The following is a 19,317-nucleotide window of genomic DNA, read 5'->3' on the forward strand; positions in this document are numbered from 1 at the left end:
ACCGGCATTCACAGCGCCTGTGCTGCTGCCCCCCCGCCCTGATCGAGGAGGCAGGGGAGGGATGGAGCCAGCCGCACTGAAAAGAGCTCGGGCCTGCCGCTGCCCGGCTGGGGTGATCTCGTCTGCGTCAGATGAAACTTGAATTGGGTCTAGCAGCGGGTCTGAGTCAACTCCAGTGAGACAGTCTTCTCCTGTTAGCACGAGTTGGGTACTTTCCCCGCGCGATACCAGAACCAGTGCACCACGCTCGTGCAGCTCCTCACTCTCTTGATCGTCAGAGCCCGCGTCATCGGGGTCCTGCTCGGAGGCGTCCGGCAGCAACAACTCGAGCAGGCGTTCCATCGCCTGCCCATGGGTCGAAAAGCCCCATTCCCGCTGGAGTTGTTTGAACTGCGCGATCCGCTCGACCGGCAGTGTCATCGACAGAGTCTTGCGCTCCTTCTTTACCGGCTCAGCCACGTCGGAACCGATGGGAAGTGGACCTAGCGACCCATCATCTCCCTGAGGAACCGTTGCTGGGCGTCGGCTGCTTCCCGATAGCGTCCCAACAGCACGGTCTGAGTGCCCTCATTGGAGGATTCACCAGGGGCTTGGTTGAGCAACGGCAAGGGAATGGCGGGCAAGGGGCGGATCCAGGCCGGCACCAGGGTGGGTAGGAATCTCGGGGCAGCGACCGGTCTCGGAGGCAACGGTGCGGGACGCCCAGCAGGGGCGGGTGGTGGCGTGGTGGCGGTCCGCCCTGCAGGAGGACGAGCCGGGGCTGGAGCAGCCACGGTGGGGGGAGCTTTTGGTGCAGCCTGTTGGCGGGCTGCTTCTGCGGCGGCGGCGCGGGCGAGGGCGATGCGTTCTTCCCGTTCCCTGAGCTGGGCCAGCTGGTAGCTGGGCACCACGCTCAGCAGATGGCCAGGCGTGGCATCTGCCGGATACACCATGCTCACCCGCACAGGGTTGTTGGCGCCAGGGACGAGGTTCAACGTGGCCAATGAGAGGCTTTCGCCCGAGCGCAGGCCCACGTGCACGTCGTTGTATCCCTCCTTGGTTCGAATTCCGATCGAGCCGCGGAAGGCCGTGAACTGGCGGCCATTCGCAGTGGGATGGCTCATCACCAGCTCGTAGGGCCCGTTGCCTTTGAGATTCAGGTCTACATCGAAGCGCACACCATAGGTGCCAACGTTGTCGAGGGAGGAATCGACCATGCGGCTGGCCAGCGGATTCACCTGAACTTCGCGTGTGCCGAATGTGTGCCGGTTCGTACTGGTGAATGGCACATGCAAGGAGCCCGTGTTCAGATCATGCACAAGGCTCGCCTGATACTCATCGCCGATCGCCACACCACCGACCCGTGAGAACACCTGGCCGTAGTGGATCTTGGAGAGCATCTTCAGATAAATCCTGCCAGGAGCGAGCATGCCGTGATCCAGCACGGCAAACAGATCCGCATCCGTTTGAGGATCCTCCGCGGCCACCACGGCCATCTGGAAGGGGCCGTCACTGCGGCCCCTCAGCAGGCCGTTGGCGATGCCACGTGCTGGCAAGCGGGTATGAAACAGCACCCGGCGGCTGTAGGGCGGGATCACCAGGTTGTTTGGCATCTTGGGATCCAGCTCCCCCCGCAACATGATCACGGAGGTGGCATCGCCGGGCCCTGTGTTCCAAGGACGGCGGCCGAGCGGCTTCACCCCCATCAGGTGATTGCCCTGATAAGGCGCTTCAAAGCTGTTGCGAATGGCGCCGCGCTCCATCTCCAAGGTGACCGGCCGCGAGCCCGGATTGATCACGATCGTGGCAATCGTCAGCTTGCCGCGCACGTAGCGCCCGCCGAGCCGGCTGGCGTTTTCTGGAAAATACTTGTGGTGGACGTGGAGCCCAAAATCACCGTTGAAGGTGTAAGCGGCGTTATTGAGGGATTGGCGCGTTTCGGTGGCGATCGCCCGGCCCGGCGCTGTGTTCACCAGGATCCCCGGGCCGAACACCTCCTCCGGCTGGTTGGAGTGCAGCACCGGCACGGTGTTGAAGGTGCCGTTGAGCGGACGGGCCGACTGGCCGGCCATCAACGCCACATAGGCGTGGGCGGCAGGCGCCTGCAGCACAAGCGTGCCGGCGATCACCATCAGGCAGGGGCGAAGAAACCTTGTGGGAATCATGGGTCCCATGTGATTGATCGGGCGAGGGGACAACGGCAAAACGGGGGCGGTCTGGGGTGGACGTGTTGGGCGAGTGTTCCGTGCCTGCCTTCGGTTTGGGCGATTGGACACCCAATTCACCAAGGGCTGGGTCAGGGGACGCATGGGCACCAGAGCACTGGCTAGAACCTTCAGGCACTGTGAAATTTTCCCATGTTCCCCCCCTTTGGCTGTTACGGATCCAGCAGTGGTGATGCAGAGGCGATGCGCCGCCGGCATCAGGAGCACAAGATGCGCATGCTGACCTATTGGCGCGACGGGGTGGAGCGTCAGCTCGCGGCCGTGAATGCGGCGATCAGCACCCTCGAGAAGCAGATGCAGCGCGATGGGGCCCAGCTGGCGGAATGACCTGCTGCACGCCGCGGTCGAGTTCTTGCCGCAGGCGCTCCAACCCCTTGTGCAGGGCCCTGTGAACCGTCATTGGGCTGAGCTGAAGCCGGCGGGCTGCCTCCCGCAGGCTCTGGCCTTCCAGCACCACCTGCTCCACCACCTGGCGTTGCCGGCTCTCCAGCCGCGGCAGCAGGGCCATCGCCTCAGCGGCTCCGCCATCACCGCCGCCATCACCGCCGCTGACGTCGTCGGCCGCCATTCCCTCCATTGAGGCTTCGAGCGGGGCCAGGCGGCGCAGCTGCTCCAGACGTTCGAAGGTGCACCACTGGGCCACCGAGAGCTGCAGGCCACAGCGCAGCTCCGCATCGCTCGGGCTTTGCCCGAAGCGGGTTTGCCAGCTACGGCTGAACTGCCGCACCCGGTCTTGGAGTTCCTGTTGCCGCCGCGGCAGCCGGATGACCGGGGCCTGATCCCGCAGATAATGGAGGATCGCCCCCCGGACGTGCTGGCGAGCAAACGCCGAGAAGGGCGTTCCGGTGGAGGCGTCGAAGCGCTCGGCGGCGCGGATCAGGCCCATCAGACCCACCTGGATCAGATCATCCGCTCCTTCCCGGCAAAGGGCGGCGTAGTGAAGCGCGATCGGCCGCACCAGCGCCCTGTAGGTCTCCACTCGCTGGTTGCGCTGCCGCACAGTGGCGCTGGCCTTTCCGTTGCTTCTGGGCGTTGTCGTCTGGGCGTGGGCCCCCCCGGTGGTCTGGGAGCTGCCCCTGCTGGCCGCCAGTTTTGAAGGTTGGCGGGTTGCCGGAGCGTCGCTGGGAGGGGTCTTGCTGGGGTGGGCGGTAGGTGCGGTGGTGGCGTGCCGGGCGGCCAGAGGGGAGCAGGTCATGGACAGGAAAGACGAATGAAAAGGAAGCTGTAAGGAGAACCACCGGAATGTCCCGCCGGCTCCTTTTCCAGAAAGATCCCTGGTCGCCACCTTCTGCAACCGAGCTTTCACTGAACTTTTTCGAAGGGGCGCCAGCACGGCAGCGTGTTCGTCAGCCGCCAAGGCCGCCGCTCGAGGGCGTCGCAGGGCCCTGATCTCCTTGCCCCAGAGCTTTGCTCATGTGTCCTTCGGGGGGATCTGCTGCGGACTCCACTCCTGGCTCCACTCCTGGCTCCACGGCCGGGTCCACGGCGGGGTACGCGGCGGGGTACGCGGCCGGCGTCACAGCCGGTGCCACGGCGCTGAGCAGCTCCCACGGTCCATGACGGTTCAGCCACGCCAGATCCGACCGCTCGGTGAGCAGCAGGTAGCCGGCGAAGCCGAGGGCATTGAGGCTGAAGCCGGCGGCATGTTCCCGGCTTCGCAGGATCGTGAGAAACCAGGACGCCGTGAACAGCAGGTTGTAGGGCTGGCTGGGCTCGCCTCCTGCTGCCGGATCACCGAGCCCGAGCTCCAGTGCATGGCGCCTGTAGAGCGCCGCCAGGTCGGCGGACTCGACCCCAGCGGGACGGCGGCTGAGCCGGTAGCGCCACGGCCAGGACGGCTCCTCTGCCTGAAGCTGGGCGCGTAGGGCTGGCTCCAGCGGGCAGTTGGGTTCGCCGCGATGGCGCGGCAATAGCTGCAGATGCCGGTGGGGCTGGCTGGCGCCGGCACGCCCGCTGCTGTTGAAGAACCACAGGCCTGTGGTGTCCGCATCGACATGGGCCACCGCTTGCCAGTCGGACGCTCCCAGCCAGCCGCTCTGGGGCGCCCAGTCCTGGGTGATCAGCAGCAGGTGGCCGGCTTGCACCGGGTATTTGTTGAGAATCACCGCATGGCTGCTCGCCAGCCGTTCCACCTCCAGTTGCTGCTCCCAGGGGAGGAAGGGGTTGGGCCGGGGGCCGCCGCTGCGCAGGTGGCGGGGCACCGGAGTTTGCAGCTGGCGGAGCTGGAATGGTGCCCAGTTCCCCGGCGGCAGCACCTTGGTGACGAGCGGCACCAGGGCACCGCGTTCGCGGGCGGCCTGGCTTTGCTGCAAGGCCGTTCGCCAAAGGCGCTCAGTTCGCTCCACCGATCTGCAGGCGTGCCAGCGAGGCCCCACGGTAGTAGTGGCCGAGGATCTCGTTGTACTTCCGGCCCGCCAGCGCCAGCTGCTGGGCGCCTTCCTGGCTCATGCTGGCCCCCAGATGCCCATGGGCTTCCAGCGTGATCTGGCTGTTGGCCGCGTACAGGCTTTCCACAATTCCGCCCTGGTAGCTGAGGATCAGGCCACTGGTGCGGGCGGCCGCTTCGGTGGTGCGGCCGTTCACCGTGGTGAGGCCCCGGTAGGCCTGCCAACGGGTGGTATCGCCCAGGTGCCAGAACTTGTGGGCGGGCCGGGCCATGTGGGCCAGGGCATAGGAGCGTGCCGCCACGGCCTGCGCCTTGAGAGCCTCCATCGACCAGGACGTGGGCATTTCTGCCCCGACCACTGAGGCGATGTAGGCCTCCAGCGGCAGGTGGTTGATCGGTGTGATGCCACCGCGCTCTGCCAGCAGCCGCAGGCGGCCGCTGTAGGGCTGGCCGTTCACCAGCAACGCCTCCCCGGGGGTTGTATCAAGCCAGAGATCGTTGGAGCCGGCACCGGCGCTGAAGTCGACGGGGCTGCGGGCTTGGCCCTGGGCCAGCACCTGCCCGGAGCCATTGCGCAGCCACCAGGGACCGGTGGCCGAAAAGCTGGGCTGGCCCGCCTGCCGCAGCAGGGCCACCCTCACCTCCAGGGGAACGGGTCTGCCGACGGCCGGCTCCACCAGGGAGGCGGGAGCATCCGGCAGCACGGCCGGGGTGGGGGGCTGTTGGGCACGGCGCGCTTCGATCGCCCGCAGGCGGCTGTCCTGGCTGGCCGGCTCGGTGGCTTCGCCTGTGGTGCTCGCCGGCAGTAGAGCCTCCATCACTTGAGCATCGAGCGCGGGCGTGGATGGGCTGAACGACTGGGCGTAGAAGCCAATGCCCAGGGCCACGACGCTCAAGGGGGTGGTGAGCAGCAAGGTGGTGCGGCGTTGGGGGGTAAGGGCCTGCTTCACACGCCGGCCGAGCCTCCCGATGCCGTGTTTCAACGGGCGCAGGCCACGTGTGCTCTGCGCCACCGGCCGCTTCCCTGCGGGCCAGTTCACAGCCGTTTCCCTCTGCTCACAACCGTTGCTCTCCATTCGGTGGAGCGATCATGGCCGACAACAGCCGTAACCTTCGGTTGTTGCGCCGACCTGGCCTGTGGCTGGTGTGGCCCGAAGCCGTGTCCTGGCGTGCTGCCCCCCGGCTCACGCCCATTCCTGGCGCAGGTCGCGCTCCATCAGCGCCCGGACGGCTTCCTGGGGGGTGATGCGCTGCTGCTGCAGACCCACCACCTGCTCACAGATCGGCAGGTGCAGGGCATGGCGGCGGGCCAGCACCAAGGCCGCTTCGGCCGTGGCGGGCCCCTCCACCGTGGCGCCGATGCGGCCGAAGGCCGCTGCTGCGGAGGAGCCTTCGGCCAGATACAACCCGAATCGGTAGTTGCGGCTCAGGGGGCTGTTGGCAGTGGCCAGCAGGTCTCCCAGGCCGGCCAGACCGTAAAGAGTGGCGGGATCGCCTCCCAGCAGCTGGCTGAGCCGCCCCATTTCGGCCAGTCCGCGGGTGAGCAGAGACGCCTTGGCGTTGGCCCCCAGGCCGAGACCATCACAGATGCCGGCCGCCACTGCCATCACGTTCTTGAGAGCGCCGGCCAGTTCGGTGCCGATCGGATCGGCGTTGGTGTAGAGCCGCAACCGCTGGCTGCTCAGTTGGCGTTGCAGCTCGCTGGCCAGCTCTTTGCGGCTGGAGGCCAGCACGCTCGCCGCCGGCAGTCCCTGATCCAGCTCGGCCGCCAGGTTGGGGCCGCTCAGCACCAGGCAGGCCAACGACGGAATGGCCTGCTGCCATAGCTGACTGGCTGTGCAGTGCTGCTGGAGGTCGATGCCCTTGCTGCAGCTCACCAGGGGCACCGCCGCGGGCCAGCAGTTGCTCAGGCGCTGGGCCAATGCCGGCACGCCGGCCATGGCCACGGCTGAGAGCACCAGGTCTTGTTCCTGGAGCATGACGGCGGGATCGCTGCCGTGGGAGCGCGACCAGACCGCCAGCCCGTGGCCCTGCTGACGCAGCACGCTGGCCAGGGTGCGCCCCCAGGCCCCTTGCCCCAGAACGCCGATCCTCAGTGCCATCGCGCCATCATGCGACATCCCCTCCTCTGCTTCGGCCCAGGTGTTGTCCCCGCTCGCGACCAGGCCGCCCCTCAGCAGCTGGAGCGGCCACGCCTTGGTGGTGGGTGCCGGCGGCATCGGCCGGGCGCTGCTGCAGGCCCTCGCTGAGCGGGCCCCCGGCCTGAGCCTGTGGGGCGCCAGCCGCCGCGGCTGGCCTGCCCGGCCAGGGGAGCTGGAACTGGGCGCGCGCGCCCTGCAACTCGACCTCTGCGATGACGGCAGCCTGAACGCTGCTGCCGCCAGCCTGCAGGCGCAGGCCGGCACGCTGCGCCTGGTGATCAACACCGCCGGCCTGTTGCACGACGGGGCCGCCCTTCAGCCGGAAAAGCGGCTCAGCCAGCTGAACCGCGCCGCGCTCGAGCGGCTGTTTGCGGTGAATGCTTACGGCCCGATCCTGCTGGCCCAGGCCCTGGAGCCGCTGTTGCCGGCCACGGCGCCGGCGCTGTTCGCAAGCCTGTCGGCACGGGTGGGCAGCATCGGCGACAATGGCCTCGGGGGCTGGTACGGCTACCGCAGTGCCAAGGCCGCCCAGAACCAGCTGCTGCGTTGCCTGGCGCTGGAGTGGCGCCGCCGCCGTCCGCTCGTCACCGTGACCCTGCTGCATCCCGGCACCACGGCCACCGAACTCTCGGCCCCCTTCAGCAGCGGCGTGCCGCCGCAGCGCCTGTTCAGCCCCGAGCGGGCCGCCCAGCACCTGCTGGACGTGCTTGAGCTGCAGGGGCCGGAGCAGAGCGGCAGCTTTCTGGCCTGGGACGGCAGCCCGATTCCGTGGTGAAAGCGGAGTGTGACCAGGAGGCCCGAAGGTGGTATGGAGGGCGGTGGCGCGGGTTGTGGTGCGGCCGGTGCTGTCCACCCGCCTCACCTTCAGCCCACATGGGCCAGTTCCCGCAGCAGCTCGATGGGGATCACCTCAAGGGCGGAGGCTTCTGTGGCCTCCAAGCGCACCGGTGGTGCCACGCCGTCCTGGTAGGCCTCCAGCCAGCGGGCGGCGCAGATGCACCAGTGGTTGCCGGGCACCAGTCCGGGAAATCCGTAGGCCGGCACTGGTGTGGAGAGGTCGTTGCCGCGGGAGCGGCTGTAGCGCAGGAAGACATCGTTCACCACGCAGCAGACGCTGTGGCGTCCCGTGTCGCTGCTGTCGGTGCGGCAGAAGCCATCGCGGTACCAACCGGTGAGCGGTGTGCATCCGCAGATCTCAAGCGTCTCACCGAGCACATTGCGGGCCACCACTGGGGCTGTAGAAGAACTCGGTTCCACGTTTCAAGCTGAAATCGCCCCCGAAGTCTGCAGGACCAATGGCGGGAATGGCCCCGGGTGGTTGACGGAATTGGGGGGGCAGGCGTTAAAGGTCATTGTGCAGTGGTGCTGGAAGGCTCCCTTCTGCCGCCCTTACGCCTTGCGATACCCCCCTTCATGAGCTGGGATTTCACCGAAGATGCTGCCTTCATGGCGCTGCTTGACGCCTTCAAGGAAAGCGGTGAAAGCTCCGCGATGGAGTTTCTTGCCCACGGCGAAGGCGCCTTCCATTTCCAGGAGCTCACCCAGAACGCCGCCGGTGAGGGAATCGACCTGAGCGATTCGACCGATCTTCAGGCCTTCCAACAAGAGGTGATCGACACCCTCGAAGACCTCTGATCCGGGCACCGCACTGAAATGTTGGGCCTGCGTCCAGGTTTCTGTGTTCAGGTCTCAGGGGCAGGTGCCCCCTCTCCCCGAGGCAAATCCAGTTTCTTCAGCCGTAGAAGAAGGCGATTTCCTTGTCCTTGAGGCCGTCCCAGCCGGCGGCCTTGAGCCGGGCATCGAGGCTGGCCTGGTCGAAATGTTTCGCCCCGGTTTTCACCACCCGGTTACGCATCGATTTCTTCACACCGCTGCGGGCCCGCTGGGCCTCCAGCGCCATCACCTCGCGGTAAAGGCTCAGCATCTCCGCCGGAATCGGCGAGCCGTCGAGGTCGAGTCCAGCGGCGATGGCCGCATCCACTCCGTCAGGTCCGGCAATGGCCATGGCATCAGTGCAAGAGAGCGACCCCAGCCTGCCACCGCCTCCAGCCTGCCAATCCACCGGCTTGCCAACGCCCTGGGACTGACTGTCCTCAGGCGCTGAAGTAGCGGGCCTGGCTATGCAGGGCCACCAGGGCGGTGGTGCTCTGCTCGGGCTCCAGCTGGTCGCTGGCATCCATGCTCAGGCCGATGCGCTCCGCTCCCAGCCACTGCAACTGGGGACGGGAATCGCCCACGTTCGGGCAGGCGGGGTAGCCGAAGGAGTAGCGGCTGCCGCGATAGCGCTGGGCGAGCACATCGCGCAGGGCGCTGGGCTCTTCGGCGCTAAAGCCCAGTTCGCGGCGGATGCGCGCATGGGTCCACTCGGCCAGCGCTTCGGCCATCTGCACCCCAAGGCCATGGAAATAGAGGTAGTCGGTGTAGCGATCGGCGCTGAAGAGCTCGCGCGCAAAGCCTGTGGCCCTCTCCCCCATCGTGACGGCCTGCATCGGCAGGACGTCGGTTGGGCGCCCGTCGTGGAGGTCGCGGTAGAAATCAGCGACGCAGTAGCGGTTGCCGCCGCGCTGGCGCGGCAGCTCAAAGCGGCCCAGTTCCCGCTCGGGGGCGCCTGGATCAAACACCACCAGCGCGTTGCCGTGCCGGCCGCACGGGAAGTAGCCGTAGGCCACCCGCGGGGTGAGCAAGTGCTCCTCAAGGCAGCGCTGCATCCAGTGCTGCAGCACCGGTTCCGCCTTGGCCGCCAGCATCTGCTCGTAGTCGTCACGGCTCTGTTGCTGCGTCTTGCGCAACTGCCACTGGCCGGCGAACAGGGCATTGCGATCCAGATAGCCGAACACCTCAGCCAGCGGAATCGCCTGCCCATCGAGCACGCAACTGCCGAGGAACGGTGGCTGAATGGCGGGCTCCTCTGGTACCGCCTCGGAGCGATGGTCGTTGGGCGGCGCCGCTGCTGCGGATCCGGGAGCTGTTGCTGCCCCATCTGGGCTGATGGGGGCTGCGGTCGTGTCTTCATCGGCGCTGTCTTCGGCGCGTTCCAGGCCAAGTCCGGGTGGAATCTCGCCGCTGAAGCCTTCTGTATCGCTCCAGTTGTTGTGCTTTTTCGCCTCCACCAGCGCATCCATGAAACGCAGATCAGCGAAGGCATCGCGGCCGTAGATCACCTGGCCCCGGTAGACCGCTCGGCAATCCTTGTTCACGAATCGGGGCGTCAACGCCGCTCCACCAAGAATCACCGGCACTTGAATCCCCGCCTCATTGAAGGCCTGCAGATTGTCTTTCATGAAGGCGGTGGACTTCACCAGCAGGCCACTCATGGCGATGCAATCGGCCTGGTGCAGCTGCTGGGCTTCGATGATCGCTTCCACCGACTGTTTGATGCCCAGATTCACCACCTCATAGCCATTATTGGTGAGGATGATGTCCACCAGATTCTTGCCGATATCATGGACATCACCTTTCACGGTGGCGATCAGAAACTTGGCTTTAGCAGAACTCTCGCCCTCCATTCGTTCCATGTAGGGCTCAAGAAACGCCACGGCGAACTTCATCGTTTCAGCGCTCTGCAACACGAAGGGCAGCTGCATCTGGCCGGAGCCGAACAGTTCACCCACCACCTTCATGCCATCCAGCAGAAACGTGTTGATGATCTGCAGCGGCGGGTACTGGGCGAGGGCTTCGTTCAGTGACGCCTCCAGGCCGATGCGCTCCCCATCGATGATGTGCTGGGTGAGGCGCTTCTCCACTTCCAGATCCGCCAGCTGCGGCCCCGCATCCCGTGCTTCGCGGGCACTCACTCCCTCAAACAGGGTGCTGAGCGTTGTGAGCGGGTCGTAGGTGCAGACATCGCCATCGAAACGGCGCGCATCGGCAATCAGATCACGGCACACCTGTTGGTGGTCTTCGCTGATTTTGATCAGGGGCAGAATCTTGGCTGGGCTGATGATTGCCGCATCCATGCCTGCCACGCAGCATTCATGCAAGAACACGGAGTTGAGTGTGATCCGCGCTGCTGGTGACAGCCCAAAACTGATGTTGCTCACCCCCAGCACCACGTGCACACCCGGTAGGTCGGTGCGGATGCGGCGGATCGCCTCCACTGTGGCGGCCCCATTGAGGCGATCTTCCTCAATGCCAGTGGAGATCGGCAGTGCCAGGGGGTCGTAGAAGATTTCGTGGGCAGGGATGCCGAATTCCAGGGCATCGCGATAGGCACGTTGAGCGATGGCGAACTTGCGATCGGCGGTGCGCGCCATCCCCTCTTCATCAATGGTGCCGATCACCACGGCAGCGCCGTACCGGCGGGCCAGTTCGAGCACCTTGAAGAAGCGCTCATCGCCATCTTCGTAGTTGGTGGAGTTGAGCAGACATTTCCCGCCTGCCACCTTCAGGCCGGCTTCCATCTTCTGCCACTCGGTGGAATCGAGCATCAGCGGCAGGTTCACGTTTGTGACCAGCCGGCTGACCAGCTCATGCATGTCGCGTTCACCGTCGCGGCCCACATAATCGACGTTGACATCAAGCACATGGGCGTTTTCCTTCACCTGCCCCCGTGCCACGGCCACCAGTCCGTCCCAGTCTTCGGCGTTGAGCAGGTCACGCACCTTGCGGGAGCCGCTGGCATTGAGCCGCTCGCCGATGATCAGGAAGGAGTTGTCCTGGTGGTAAGGGGTGACGCCATAAATCGAGGCGGCGGCAGGTTCGTACTGGAAGGCTGGCCGCTCCAGCCGTTGCTCCGGCCGGCGCACGGCGCGCTGGCGTGGCTGCAGATCGGCACTGAGTTCCGAGAGGGCGGCGATGTGGGCGGGGGTGGTGCCGCAGCAGCCACCGATCACCTGCACACCAAGATCATTGACGAAGTGCATCAGCTGCAGCTTCAGTTCCAGCGGCGTCAACCGGTAGTGGGCCACACCGCCCACGTTTTCGGGCAGTCCGGCGTTGGGAATACAACTCACCACGAACGGGCTGTGTTCGCTCAGGTAGCGAATGTGCTCCTTCATCTGCTCAGGCCCGGTGGCGCAGTTGAGGCCGAGCACATCGATCGGGAACGGCTCCAGGATTGACACCACCGCGGCGATGTCGGAGCCCACAAGCATGGTTCCGGTGGTTTCCATCGTGACCGACACCATCAGCGGCCGGCGCTGCCCGGTGGCGTTGAAGGCCGCTTCGATGCCCTGGAGGGCGGCCTTGATCTGCAGCACGTCCTGGCAGGTTTCCACGATCAGCAGGTCCACGTCGCCGGCGATCAGGCCTTCCGCCTGCTCCCGGAAGGCGTCGCGCATCGTGTCGAAGCCGATGTGCCCGAGCGTGGGCAACTTGGTGGTGGGCCCCATCGAGCCGGCCACGAAACGGGGCTTGGCGGGGCTGCTGTATTCAGCGGCGCAGGCGCGGGCCAGTTCTGCTGCCCGCTTGTTGATCGCGAAGGCCTGGTCTTCCAGGCCGTATTCGGCCAGCACGATCGAGGCGGCACCGAAGGTATCGGTTTCGATCACATCGCAGCCGGCTTCCAGGAACTGGCGGTGCACGGCCTGCACCGCATCCGGTCGGGTGAACACCAACTGCTCGTTGCAACCCTCCAGGGCCGCGCCACCGAAGTCGGCGGCGCTGAGATCCATCTGCTGGAGCGAGGTGCCGGTGGCGCCGTCAAACACCAGCACCGGCCGCTCAGGTGCGTGGAGACGCTCCAGAAACCCCATGCGCTGGGTCGCTGGCGCCCCTGCCTGCTGCACCACTGCCGTCATCGATTACGCGCTCAAGGCCAGTTCCCACTGTAGGAAGTGCCGCTGGCTCACCCCTTGAGCGGCACCCGGGTCACCCAGTGCTCGTAGGCGGGATCGCGGCCCTCGGTGATCGCGGTGAGGGCGCTGCGCAGCTTCTCCATGATCGGCCGCGGTCCGCTCAGATCGGTGGTTTCCACGCGGCGCACCGGTGTGACCCGGGCGGCGGTGCCACTGAGGAACACCTCGTCGGCGACGAACAGCTCCGTTTTGTCGACCGCGCGCTCCAGGGTGGGGATGCCCATGTCCCGCGCCAGCTCAAGAATGCTGGCGCGGGTGATCCCCTCGAGGATGTCCTGGTCGACCCCGGGGGTGATCAGCACGCCATCGCGCACCATGAACAGGTTCATGCCGCTGGCCTCGCTCACCTTGCCGCGGCTGTTGAGCAGCAGGGCTTCGTCGAAGCCGCTCTTCACCGCTTCTGTCTTGGCCAGGGAGCTGGTGATGTAGGCGCCGCTGATCTTGCCGCGCAGGGGGAGGGAGCGGTCTTCCTGGCGGCACCAGCTGCTGATGCGGCAGCTCACCCCATCGGGGGAGAGGTAATCCCCGAGTTCGATGCCGTAGATGAGGAAATCGGTTTCGATGTCGTGGAGGCGGGGCGCGATGCCAAGGTCGCTGGTGTAGACGAACGGCCGCAGATAGATCGGTGTGGTGGGCCGGTTCGCCTGCAGGAACTGGTGAATCGCATCGAGGACCGTGGCCTCCGGGAGCTCGGCCAACAACAGCCGCGCGCTCTGGGAGAGGCGGCGCGTGTGCCGGTCGGCGCGGAACAACAGGATCTCGTTGGGGTCGGCCGGGTTGGGCAGGGCCCGCATGCCGCCGAAGGCGCCGGTGCCGTAATGCAGGGCATGGGTGGCCACCGAAATCGTGGCTTCACCGAAGGGAACACAGCGGCCGCCGAACCAGGCGTAAGGAAGTAACTTCTGCATGCGGAAGCGCGTGGTGAGGCGGCGCCGGCGGCGTTCGCTGGTGCGATCTTCTCACCGCCGGGGCCGAAGATGGCGTGATGCACCGTCTTGCCGCCGTCCCTGGCCTGCCCTCTGGCCTTGAGGACTCCCCCTTCGTGGAGCAGGATTCCACGCCGTTGCTGGTGCTCAGCAGTTCAGACACCGATCTGCAGACCCTGGCGGCCGCCCTCGCGCAGCAGCCCGAGGCGGCGCCGGTGCGAGGCCTGAATCTGGCGGCGCTGGCCGCCCCGGCGGTGCTGGATCATTACATCGCCACCAGCCTGTCCACCACGCGCGTGGTGCTTGTGCGTCTGCTCGGTGGACGCGGCCACTGGAGTTATGGGCTTGAGCAGTTACGCGCCTGGGCGGACCGCCAACCGGGGCGCCAGCTGATCGTGGCGGCCGGCACAGCCGATGAGGAGCTCGAACTGGCCAGCACCGGCAACACGCCGGTGGAACTGGCCGTGGCGATCAGCCGCTGCCTGCGAGAGGGGGGTGCTGACAACCTGCGCCGCGTGCTCGACAGCCTGGAGGCGCTTGCCGCCGGCCAGCCCGCGCCAGCGCCGGTGCCCCTGCCCCTGGCCGATCCCCTTCCCCACGACTGGCGCGCCGAACCGGGGGAGCGGGTGGGGGTGATCCTCTATCGCGCCCTGCTGCAGGCCGGCGACGATCAGTTGGCCACCGCCCTCCTTCAGGCCCTGCGCGGCCAGGGGCTCTGCCCGCGGGCGCTGTGGGTGAGTGGCCTGCGTGATCCCGCTGTGCAGCAGGGGGTGGCCGACCTGCTGGCCAGGGAGGCGGTGCAGGGGGTGCTGTGCACCACCTCCTTCGCCTCGGTGCAGTTCGAAGAGGCGGGTATGGGGGCCCCGCTCTGGGACCGCCTCAACGTGCCGGTGATTCAGCTGCTCTGCAGCACCCGCAGCCGTGAGCAATGGGCCGCCAGCAGCATCGGGCTCGGCCCCCTTGACCTCAGCCTGCAGGTGGCTCTGCCTGAGCTCGATGGGCGGATCACCAGCCGGGTCGGTGCGTTCAAGGAGCTGGAGCGGGCCGATGCCTCGCTCTCGGCGGCGCTGATGCACTACCAGCCGGATCCGGAACGGCTCGATTGGATCGCCCGCCTGCTGGCGGCCTGGGTGGAGCTGCGCCGCACCCCGGTGGGCCAGCGCCGTGTGGCCCTGGTGCTGGCCAATTACCCCACCCGCAACAGCCGCCTGGCCAATGGTGTGGGGCTTGACACCCCCGCCAGCGCCGCGGCCATGCTGCGCTGGCTGGCGGAAGCCGGCTACGACCTGGGCGCCGCGTCCGCGGGTTTTCCTACCGAGCTGCCCGCGGTGCTGAGCGCCGGCTTGCCCGCCGACGGGGATGCCCTGATCCAGCAGTTGCTGGCCGGACGCACCAACGACCCGGAGAGTCAGCACCGGCCGCCGCTCGATCACCTGCCCCTGGCGACTTACCTCGCCTGGTATCAGGAGTTGCCGGCGGCGGGCAGGGCGGTGCTGGAGGCCCGTTGGGGGCCGCCCGCTGCCGATGAGGGCCTGGAGCAGGGGCCGGCGGGTGCCGGCTTCCCGATCCGTGGCCTGCGTTTCGGCGCCGTGGCCGTGCTGGTGCAGCCGGAGCGGGGCTACGGCCGCGACCCCAGCCTCAGCTACCACTCCCCCGATCTGCCCCCCACCCACGCCTACCTGGCCCAGTACCTATGGCTGCGGCAGGTGGCCGCCAGCCAGGTGGTGGTTCACGTGGGCAAGCACGGCAACCTGGAATGGCTGCCTGGCAAGGGGCTCGGCCTCTCCGACCAGTGCTTCCCCGAATGGGCCCTGGGGCCCATGCCCCACCTCTATCCGTTCATCGTCAACGATCCAGGCGAAGGCTCCCAGGCCAAACGCCGTGCCCAGGCGGTGATCCTCGATCACCTCACCCCACCGCTCGATCGGGCCGGGTTGTACGGCCCCTTGCAGGAGCTTGAAACCCTGCTGGATGAGTACTGGGAGGCCCGTCAACTGGGCAGCGAGCGCGTCGCTCCGTTGCGGGAGCGGCTGGCTGAGCTGCTCGCCTCCCTGGAGCTGCCTGCGTTCAGCACCGCTGGTGACGCCGCCTCTGCCGAGGCCGCCGATGCGCTCGAGGCGCGCCTCGATGGCGCCGATGGCTATCTGTGTGAACTGAAGGAGGCCCAGATCCGCACGGGCCTGCATGTGTTCGGCCACCTGCCCGAACCCCAGCCCCTGCTGGAGCTGCTGCTGTGTCTGGCGCGGCCGCCCCTGGCCGAGGGCCCTGGTCTCACCCAGGCGCTGGCCGCCGATCTGCAGCTGGAGCTCGATCCGTGGGCTGATGCGGAGGAGGCCCCGCTCAGCGCAGCGGATCGCCAACGCCTGCTGGCGGCCCTGGCCAGCGCACCGGCCAACGGCCCCGCCCCCGCCTCCGCCCCCGCCTCCGTCGAGACCGCGCTGCGCTGCTGCGGCGATGCCGTGGCCCTGCTGGAAGCCCTTGCGCTCGAACTGCTGAGGCCGCTCCTGCTGCCCACCGGCGCACCAGCCGCTGCTCCTGTACTTGCGCCGATCCCTGCGGCAGGAGATGGAAAAGTGGCTGTGGAGCTGACTGCCGCGGTGGGGCAAACCACCCAGGCCGTGCTGGAGCGTGTGCGGCGCCAGCTGCTGCCGCGCCTGCTGGCCTGCGCCAGCGCGGAGCGCCAGGCCTTGTTGCGGGGCCTGGCCGGGGAACGCATCGCCGCCGGGCCCTCCGGCGCCCCCACCCGCGGCCGCCCTGATGTGCTGCCCACCGGCCGAAACTTCTACAGCGTGGATCTGCGCGGCCTGCCCAGCGAAGCCGCCTGGGACCTGGGGCGCCGCAGCGCCGCCCTGCTGCTGGAGGCCCACCTGCAGCAGGAGGGGGACGACCTGCGCCACCTGGCCCTGTCGGTGTGGGGCACCGCCACGATGCGCAACGGCGGCGAGGACATCGCCCAGGCCCTGGCGCTGATGGGGGTGCGGCCGGTGTGGGACGGGCCGACCCGCCGCATGGTGGATCTGGAGGTGATCCCGCTCAGCCTGCTGCAACGGCCACGGGTGGATGTGACGTTGCGCATCTCCGGGCTGTTTCGCGATGCCTTCCCGCAGCTGGTCGACTGGATGAACCAGGCCAGCCGGCGGGTCGCGGCCCTGGAGGAAGACGCCTGGCACAACCCACTGGCGGCCCATTCTCGGCAGGACGGGCACAGCGGCCGGGTGTATGGCTCAGCGCCGGGGGCTTACGGGGCCGGCCTCCAGGGCTTGATCGACAGCGGCCAATGGGAGCAGCGCGCCGATCTTGGTGAGGCCTTTCTCAACTGGAGCGGCTGGCGCTACGACGCCAGCGGTGACGGACGCTGTGAGGCCAGCCCTGACCGCGCTGGGCTGGAGCAGCGGTTGCGGCAGGTGGAGGTGGTGCTCCACAACAAGGACAACCGCGAGCACGACCTGCTGGATTCCGACGATTACTACCAGTTCCAGGGCGGCCTCAGCGCCGCCAGCGAACGGCTGCGCGGCAGCGCTCCGGCCCTCTGGTTCGCCGATCATTCGCGCCACCAGCGGCCGCGCGTGCACCGGCTGGAGCAGGAGCTCGACAAGGTGCTCCGCTCACGGGTGCTGAACCCACGCTGGATTCAGGGCATGCTCGCCCATGGCTACAAAGGTGGATTCGAGCTTGCCGCCAGCCTCGATTATCTGTTCGCCTACGACGCCAGCACGGGCCGGGTGCCGGATTGGAGCTATGGCGCCATCTGCCGCCAGTGGCTGCAAGACGAGAACGTGCTGCAGGCCCTGCGTCAGTCGAATCCGTGGGCGCTGCGCGATATGGCCGAGCGGTTGCTGGAGGCGGCCAACAGGGGGCTCTGGGAGGGCGCAGACCCTGCCCAGCTGGAGCATCTGAAGGGACTGGTGATCGGCAGTGAGGGCTTGATCGAAACCTGAACAATCGATCTGCGGCCACTCAAATCGAACCAAGCCCCGTGCGGCCGTTCAAGTGTGAACAGGCGCTCAGGGGCCACGCATCTGGCCCCGTGCGGCCGTTCAGCCCCGGATCAGGTGTTGAGATCGCGGGCCATCGCCTTGAACGGGTCGATATCGCCAGGCTTGGCCTGCTGCTGGGTGATCTGGGGCTGGGAGGCGCCGGTGGCATCGGCCTTGCGGCCTGCAGGGCTGCCGCCGGGAGAATTGACGGCCACTGCCGCGCCCTTGAGCCGCTGACCCAGTTCGGCGGCGGTGAGGCGAGCCGCGAAGGTTTTCTTCACCGGCTTGGGCACGCCACCGGTGAGGCTGGTGTTGGTTTCAGGGGCTGAGTTCACCGGCAGGCCGCTGGTGGCTTTCTCCAGCCGCGCTGACATCGAATCGACGTCCTGCACCATTTCTTTCTCACCCGGGTTGTCGGCATTGCCGGGGAAGGTGCGGCGGATCTTGTTGGAGCGCCGCATGTACTCCACGTTGCCCATGGAGCTGGAGGTGTCGGGGTCGAGGAAGAACGTCTGTTCGCCTTGCTTGGCGGCGGGCTTCTGAGGTTTGGCCGGCTTGGAGGAGAAGCCGCTGTCCTTGGCACCGATGTTCAACAGACGACCAAAGAGACCCATGGTGAGGGAACGGAAACCTGTGGCAAACCCTAGCGGCCTGACAAGGCCAGTCCATGGGTATCGGTACCACAACTTCTCAGTAGCCCCAGGCCCTGCAGCTGGCTGGCGATCGTGTCGCACACCAGGGGGGTGGGCTGCCAGCGGTTCGACATGTCGTAGTCGTAGAAGGCTTCGGCTCCATCGAAGCCGAGCTGCGCCGCGGCGGCGATCAGCTGCTGGTGGGGGCGCCGGTAGCGGGCCGGATGGGCCAGCAAGGCCAGGCCGCCGGCGGCATGGATCGCCTGCCGCACCTTGCTGGCCCGCAGCCCTGGCCCCACCACCGCATGGCCCCGCACGTAAGGCGCCAGAGCCGGGTGGTGCAGCTCAAAGCCCAGGGCCAGCACATGAACAAGGCAGCCTTCCAGCAGGCAGCTGATCTCCACCCCGCTCCACAGCTGCGGCACCCGCTGCCCTCGCCGCTGGCGCTCCTCCAGGTGCGCCCGGGCCGGTTGGTAGGCCGCGATGCTGTGGTGATCGGTGACGGCGAAGTGCTCGAGCCCCATCGCTATCGCCTGGTCAGCCAAAGCGTGCGGTTCAAGGCTGCCGTCACTGCACTGGGTGTGGCAGTGGAAGTTGAGCCGGGTGGGGCAGCTCTGCGCGTCCACCGCCGCCAGCACCTGCACGAGGGGGTGGTCAGCCGGCACCTGCGATCGCCTCCTGTTCGGAACGCAGCCGCCGCCAGCGGGCATAAAACTGGATCGAGGCCGCCATCGCCACCACCAGGGCCACCAGGAACCAGGTGGCCGCTCCGGTGGGGAACTGGGCCTTGAACACCACCAGCATCACCACCAGCACCAGCATCAAGGTGGGTAGCTCATTGAGTGCCCGCAGCTGGCGGCCGCTCCAGCGGCAGGTGCCCGCCTTGAGTTGGCCCATGAGGCGGTAGCAGAACCAGTGGTACACAAGCAGAGCCAGCACCACGGCCAGCTTGGCGTGCATCCAGCTCTGTTTCAGCCAGATCGGCTGCACCAGAAGAAGCCCCACCGCCATCGTCACCGCCACCACCATGCCGGGCGTGGTGATGATGTTGGCCAGTCGGCGCTCCATCAGCTCGTACTGGCTGTGGAAAGCAGCGCGCAGGGGCTCCTCCAGCGCCTCGGCTTCCACGTGATAGATGAACAGGCGCACCAGATAGAAGAGCCCGGCGAACCACACCACCACACCCACGATGTGGAGGGTCTTGAACCAGAGGTAGGCCTCGGGGGGCAGGGCCAGGGCCGGCATCGGCAGGAAAG

General features: G+C 67.2%; 16 protein-coding genes. 4 read left to right on the forward strand and 12 right to left on the reverse strand.

The annotated features are described in order from the left end of the window. Positions 1–482 precede the first annotated feature (482 nt). Positions 483–2,111, reverse strand: coding sequence for a DUF3370 family protein (locus KBY97_RS02850; RefSeq protein ID WP_255145169.1), 1,629 nt, complete (start codon positions 2,109–2,111; stop codon positions 483–485). Between the two features lie 225 nt (positions 2,112–2,336). Here KBY97_RS02850 and KBY97_RS02855 point away from each other — a divergent pair, with 225 nt between their 5' ends. Beyond that, entirely contained in the window at positions 2,337–2,531 is a 195-nt protein-coding gene (locus tag KBY97_RS02855) for a sigma factor SigF (protein WP_255145170.1), read from the forward strand. Here the strand turns inward: KBY97_RS02855 and KBY97_RS02860 are convergent. The 4 genes from KBY97_RS02860 to KBY97_RS02875 form a co-directional block, all read right to left on the reverse strand. After that, positions 2,479–3,399, reverse strand: coding sequence for a sigma-70 family RNA polymerase sigma factor (locus tag KBY97_RS02860; protein WP_255145171.1), 921 nt, complete (start codon positions 3,397–3,399; stop codon positions 2,479–2,481). The genes KBY97_RS02855 and KBY97_RS02860 overlap by 53 nt on opposite strands. Positions 3,400–3,550: 151 nt before the next feature. Next, positions 3,551–4,516, reverse strand: a complete 966-nt coding sequence (locus KBY97_RS02865; protein WP_315857134.1) for an ATP adenylyltransferase — start codon at positions 4,514–4,516, stop codon at positions 3,551–3,553. A 19-nt stretch (positions 4,517–4,535) separates the two neighbouring features. Beyond that, the gene (locus tag KBY97_RS02870; protein ID WP_255145172.1) at positions 4,536–5,573 is read right to left on the reverse strand and encodes a SpoIID/LytB domain-containing protein; all 1,038 of its coding nucleotides are present in this window, start codon (positions 5,571–5,573) and stop codon (positions 4,536–4,538) included. Positions 5,574–5,774: 201 nt separating this feature from the next. Then, positions 5,775–6,692 carry an NAD(P)H-dependent glycerol-3-phosphate dehydrogenase gene (locus KBY97_RS02875; RefSeq protein WP_255145173.1) on the reverse strand — a complete coding sequence of 306 codons (918 nt, stop codon included), beginning with the start codon at positions 6,690–6,692 and terminating at the stop codon, positions 5,775–5,777. Between the two features lie 43 nt (positions 6,693–6,735). Here KBY97_RS02875 and KBY97_RS02880 point away from each other — a divergent pair, with 43 nt between their 5' ends. Next, the gene (locus KBY97_RS02880) at positions 6,736–7,506 is read left to right on the forward strand and encodes an SDR family NAD(P)-dependent oxidoreductase (protein ID WP_255145174.1); all 771 of its coding nucleotides are present in this window, start codon (positions 6,736–6,738) and stop codon (positions 7,504–7,506) included. Between the two features lie 89 nt (positions 7,507–7,595). Here the strand turns inward: KBY97_RS02880 and KBY97_RS02885 are convergent, their stop codons facing one another. Beyond that, complete coding sequence (locus KBY97_RS02885) at positions 7,596–7,988, reverse strand: DUF2237 family protein (protein ID WP_255145175.1); 393 nt, start codon at positions 7,986–7,988, stop codon at positions 7,596–7,598. A 156-nt stretch (positions 7,989–8,144) separates the two neighbouring features. Between KBY97_RS02885 and KBY97_RS02890 the strand changes: the two genes are divergently transcribed. Next, complete coding sequence (locus KBY97_RS02890) at positions 8,145–8,366, forward strand: hypothetical protein (RefSeq protein WP_255145176.1); 222 nt, start codon at positions 8,145–8,147, stop codon at positions 8,364–8,366. A gap of 97 nt (positions 8,367–8,463) precedes the next feature. On the opposite strand, the gene KBY97_RS02895 is transcribed toward KBY97_RS02890, so the two are convergent. From KBY97_RS02895 to KBY97_RS02905, 3 genes are all read right to left on the reverse strand, one after another. Next, entirely contained in the window at positions 8,464–8,736 is a 273-nt protein-coding gene (locus KBY97_RS02895; protein ID WP_094512849.1) for a DUF4090 family protein, read from the reverse strand. Positions 8,737–8,824: 88 nt separating this feature from the next. Then, on the reverse strand, positions 8,825–12,469 hold the full coding sequence (gene metH / locus KBY97_RS02900; protein WP_255145177.1) for a methionine synthase: 3,645 nt from the start codon (positions 12,467–12,469) through the stop codon (positions 8,825–8,827). Between the two features lie 47 nt (positions 12,470–12,516). Further along, a complete protein-coding gene (locus KBY97_RS02905) occupies positions 12,517–13,434 on the reverse strand; it encodes a branched-chain amino acid transaminase (RefSeq protein WP_255145178.1) in 918 nt (305 codons plus the stop codon). 77 nt (positions 13,435–13,511) lie between these two features. Here KBY97_RS02905 and cobN point away from each other — a divergent pair, with 77 nt between their 5' ends. Further along, on the forward strand, positions 13,512–17,390 hold the full coding sequence (gene cobN, locus KBY97_RS02910) for a cobaltochelatase subunit CobN (RefSeq protein WP_255145179.1): 3,879 nt from the start codon (positions 13,512–13,514) through the stop codon (positions 17,388–17,390). A gap of 110 nt (positions 17,391–17,500) precedes the next feature. Here the strand turns inward: cobN and KBY97_RS02915 are convergent, their stop codons facing one another. From KBY97_RS02915 to hemJ, 3 genes are read right to left on the reverse strand one after another with little or no spacing between them, the layout of a single operon-like run. Beyond that, positions 17,501–18,043 carry a hypothetical protein gene (locus tag KBY97_RS02915; protein ID WP_255145180.1) on the reverse strand — a complete coding sequence of 181 codons (543 nt, stop codon included), beginning with the start codon at positions 18,041–18,043 and terminating at the stop codon, positions 17,501–17,503. A 29-nt stretch (positions 18,044–18,072) separates the two neighbouring features. After that, positions 18,073–18,771, reverse strand: a complete 699-nt coding sequence (locus KBY97_RS02920) for a PHP domain-containing protein (protein ID WP_255145181.1) — start codon at positions 18,769–18,771, stop codon at positions 18,073–18,075. After that, on the reverse strand, positions 18,716–19,297 hold the full coding sequence (gene hemJ, locus KBY97_RS02925; RefSeq protein ID WP_255145263.1) for a protoporphyrinogen oxidase HemJ: 582 nt from the start codon (positions 19,295–19,297) through the stop codon (positions 18,716–18,718). Before hemJ ends, KBY97_RS02920 begins: the two co-directional genes overlap by 56 nt. Between the last annotated feature and the right edge of the window lie 20 nt (positions 19,298–19,317).

The organism is Synechococcus sp. ATX 2A4 (assembly GCF_024346375.1).
Lineage (GTDB): Bacteria > Cyanobacteriota > Cyanobacteriia > PCC-6307 > Cyanobiaceae > MW101C3.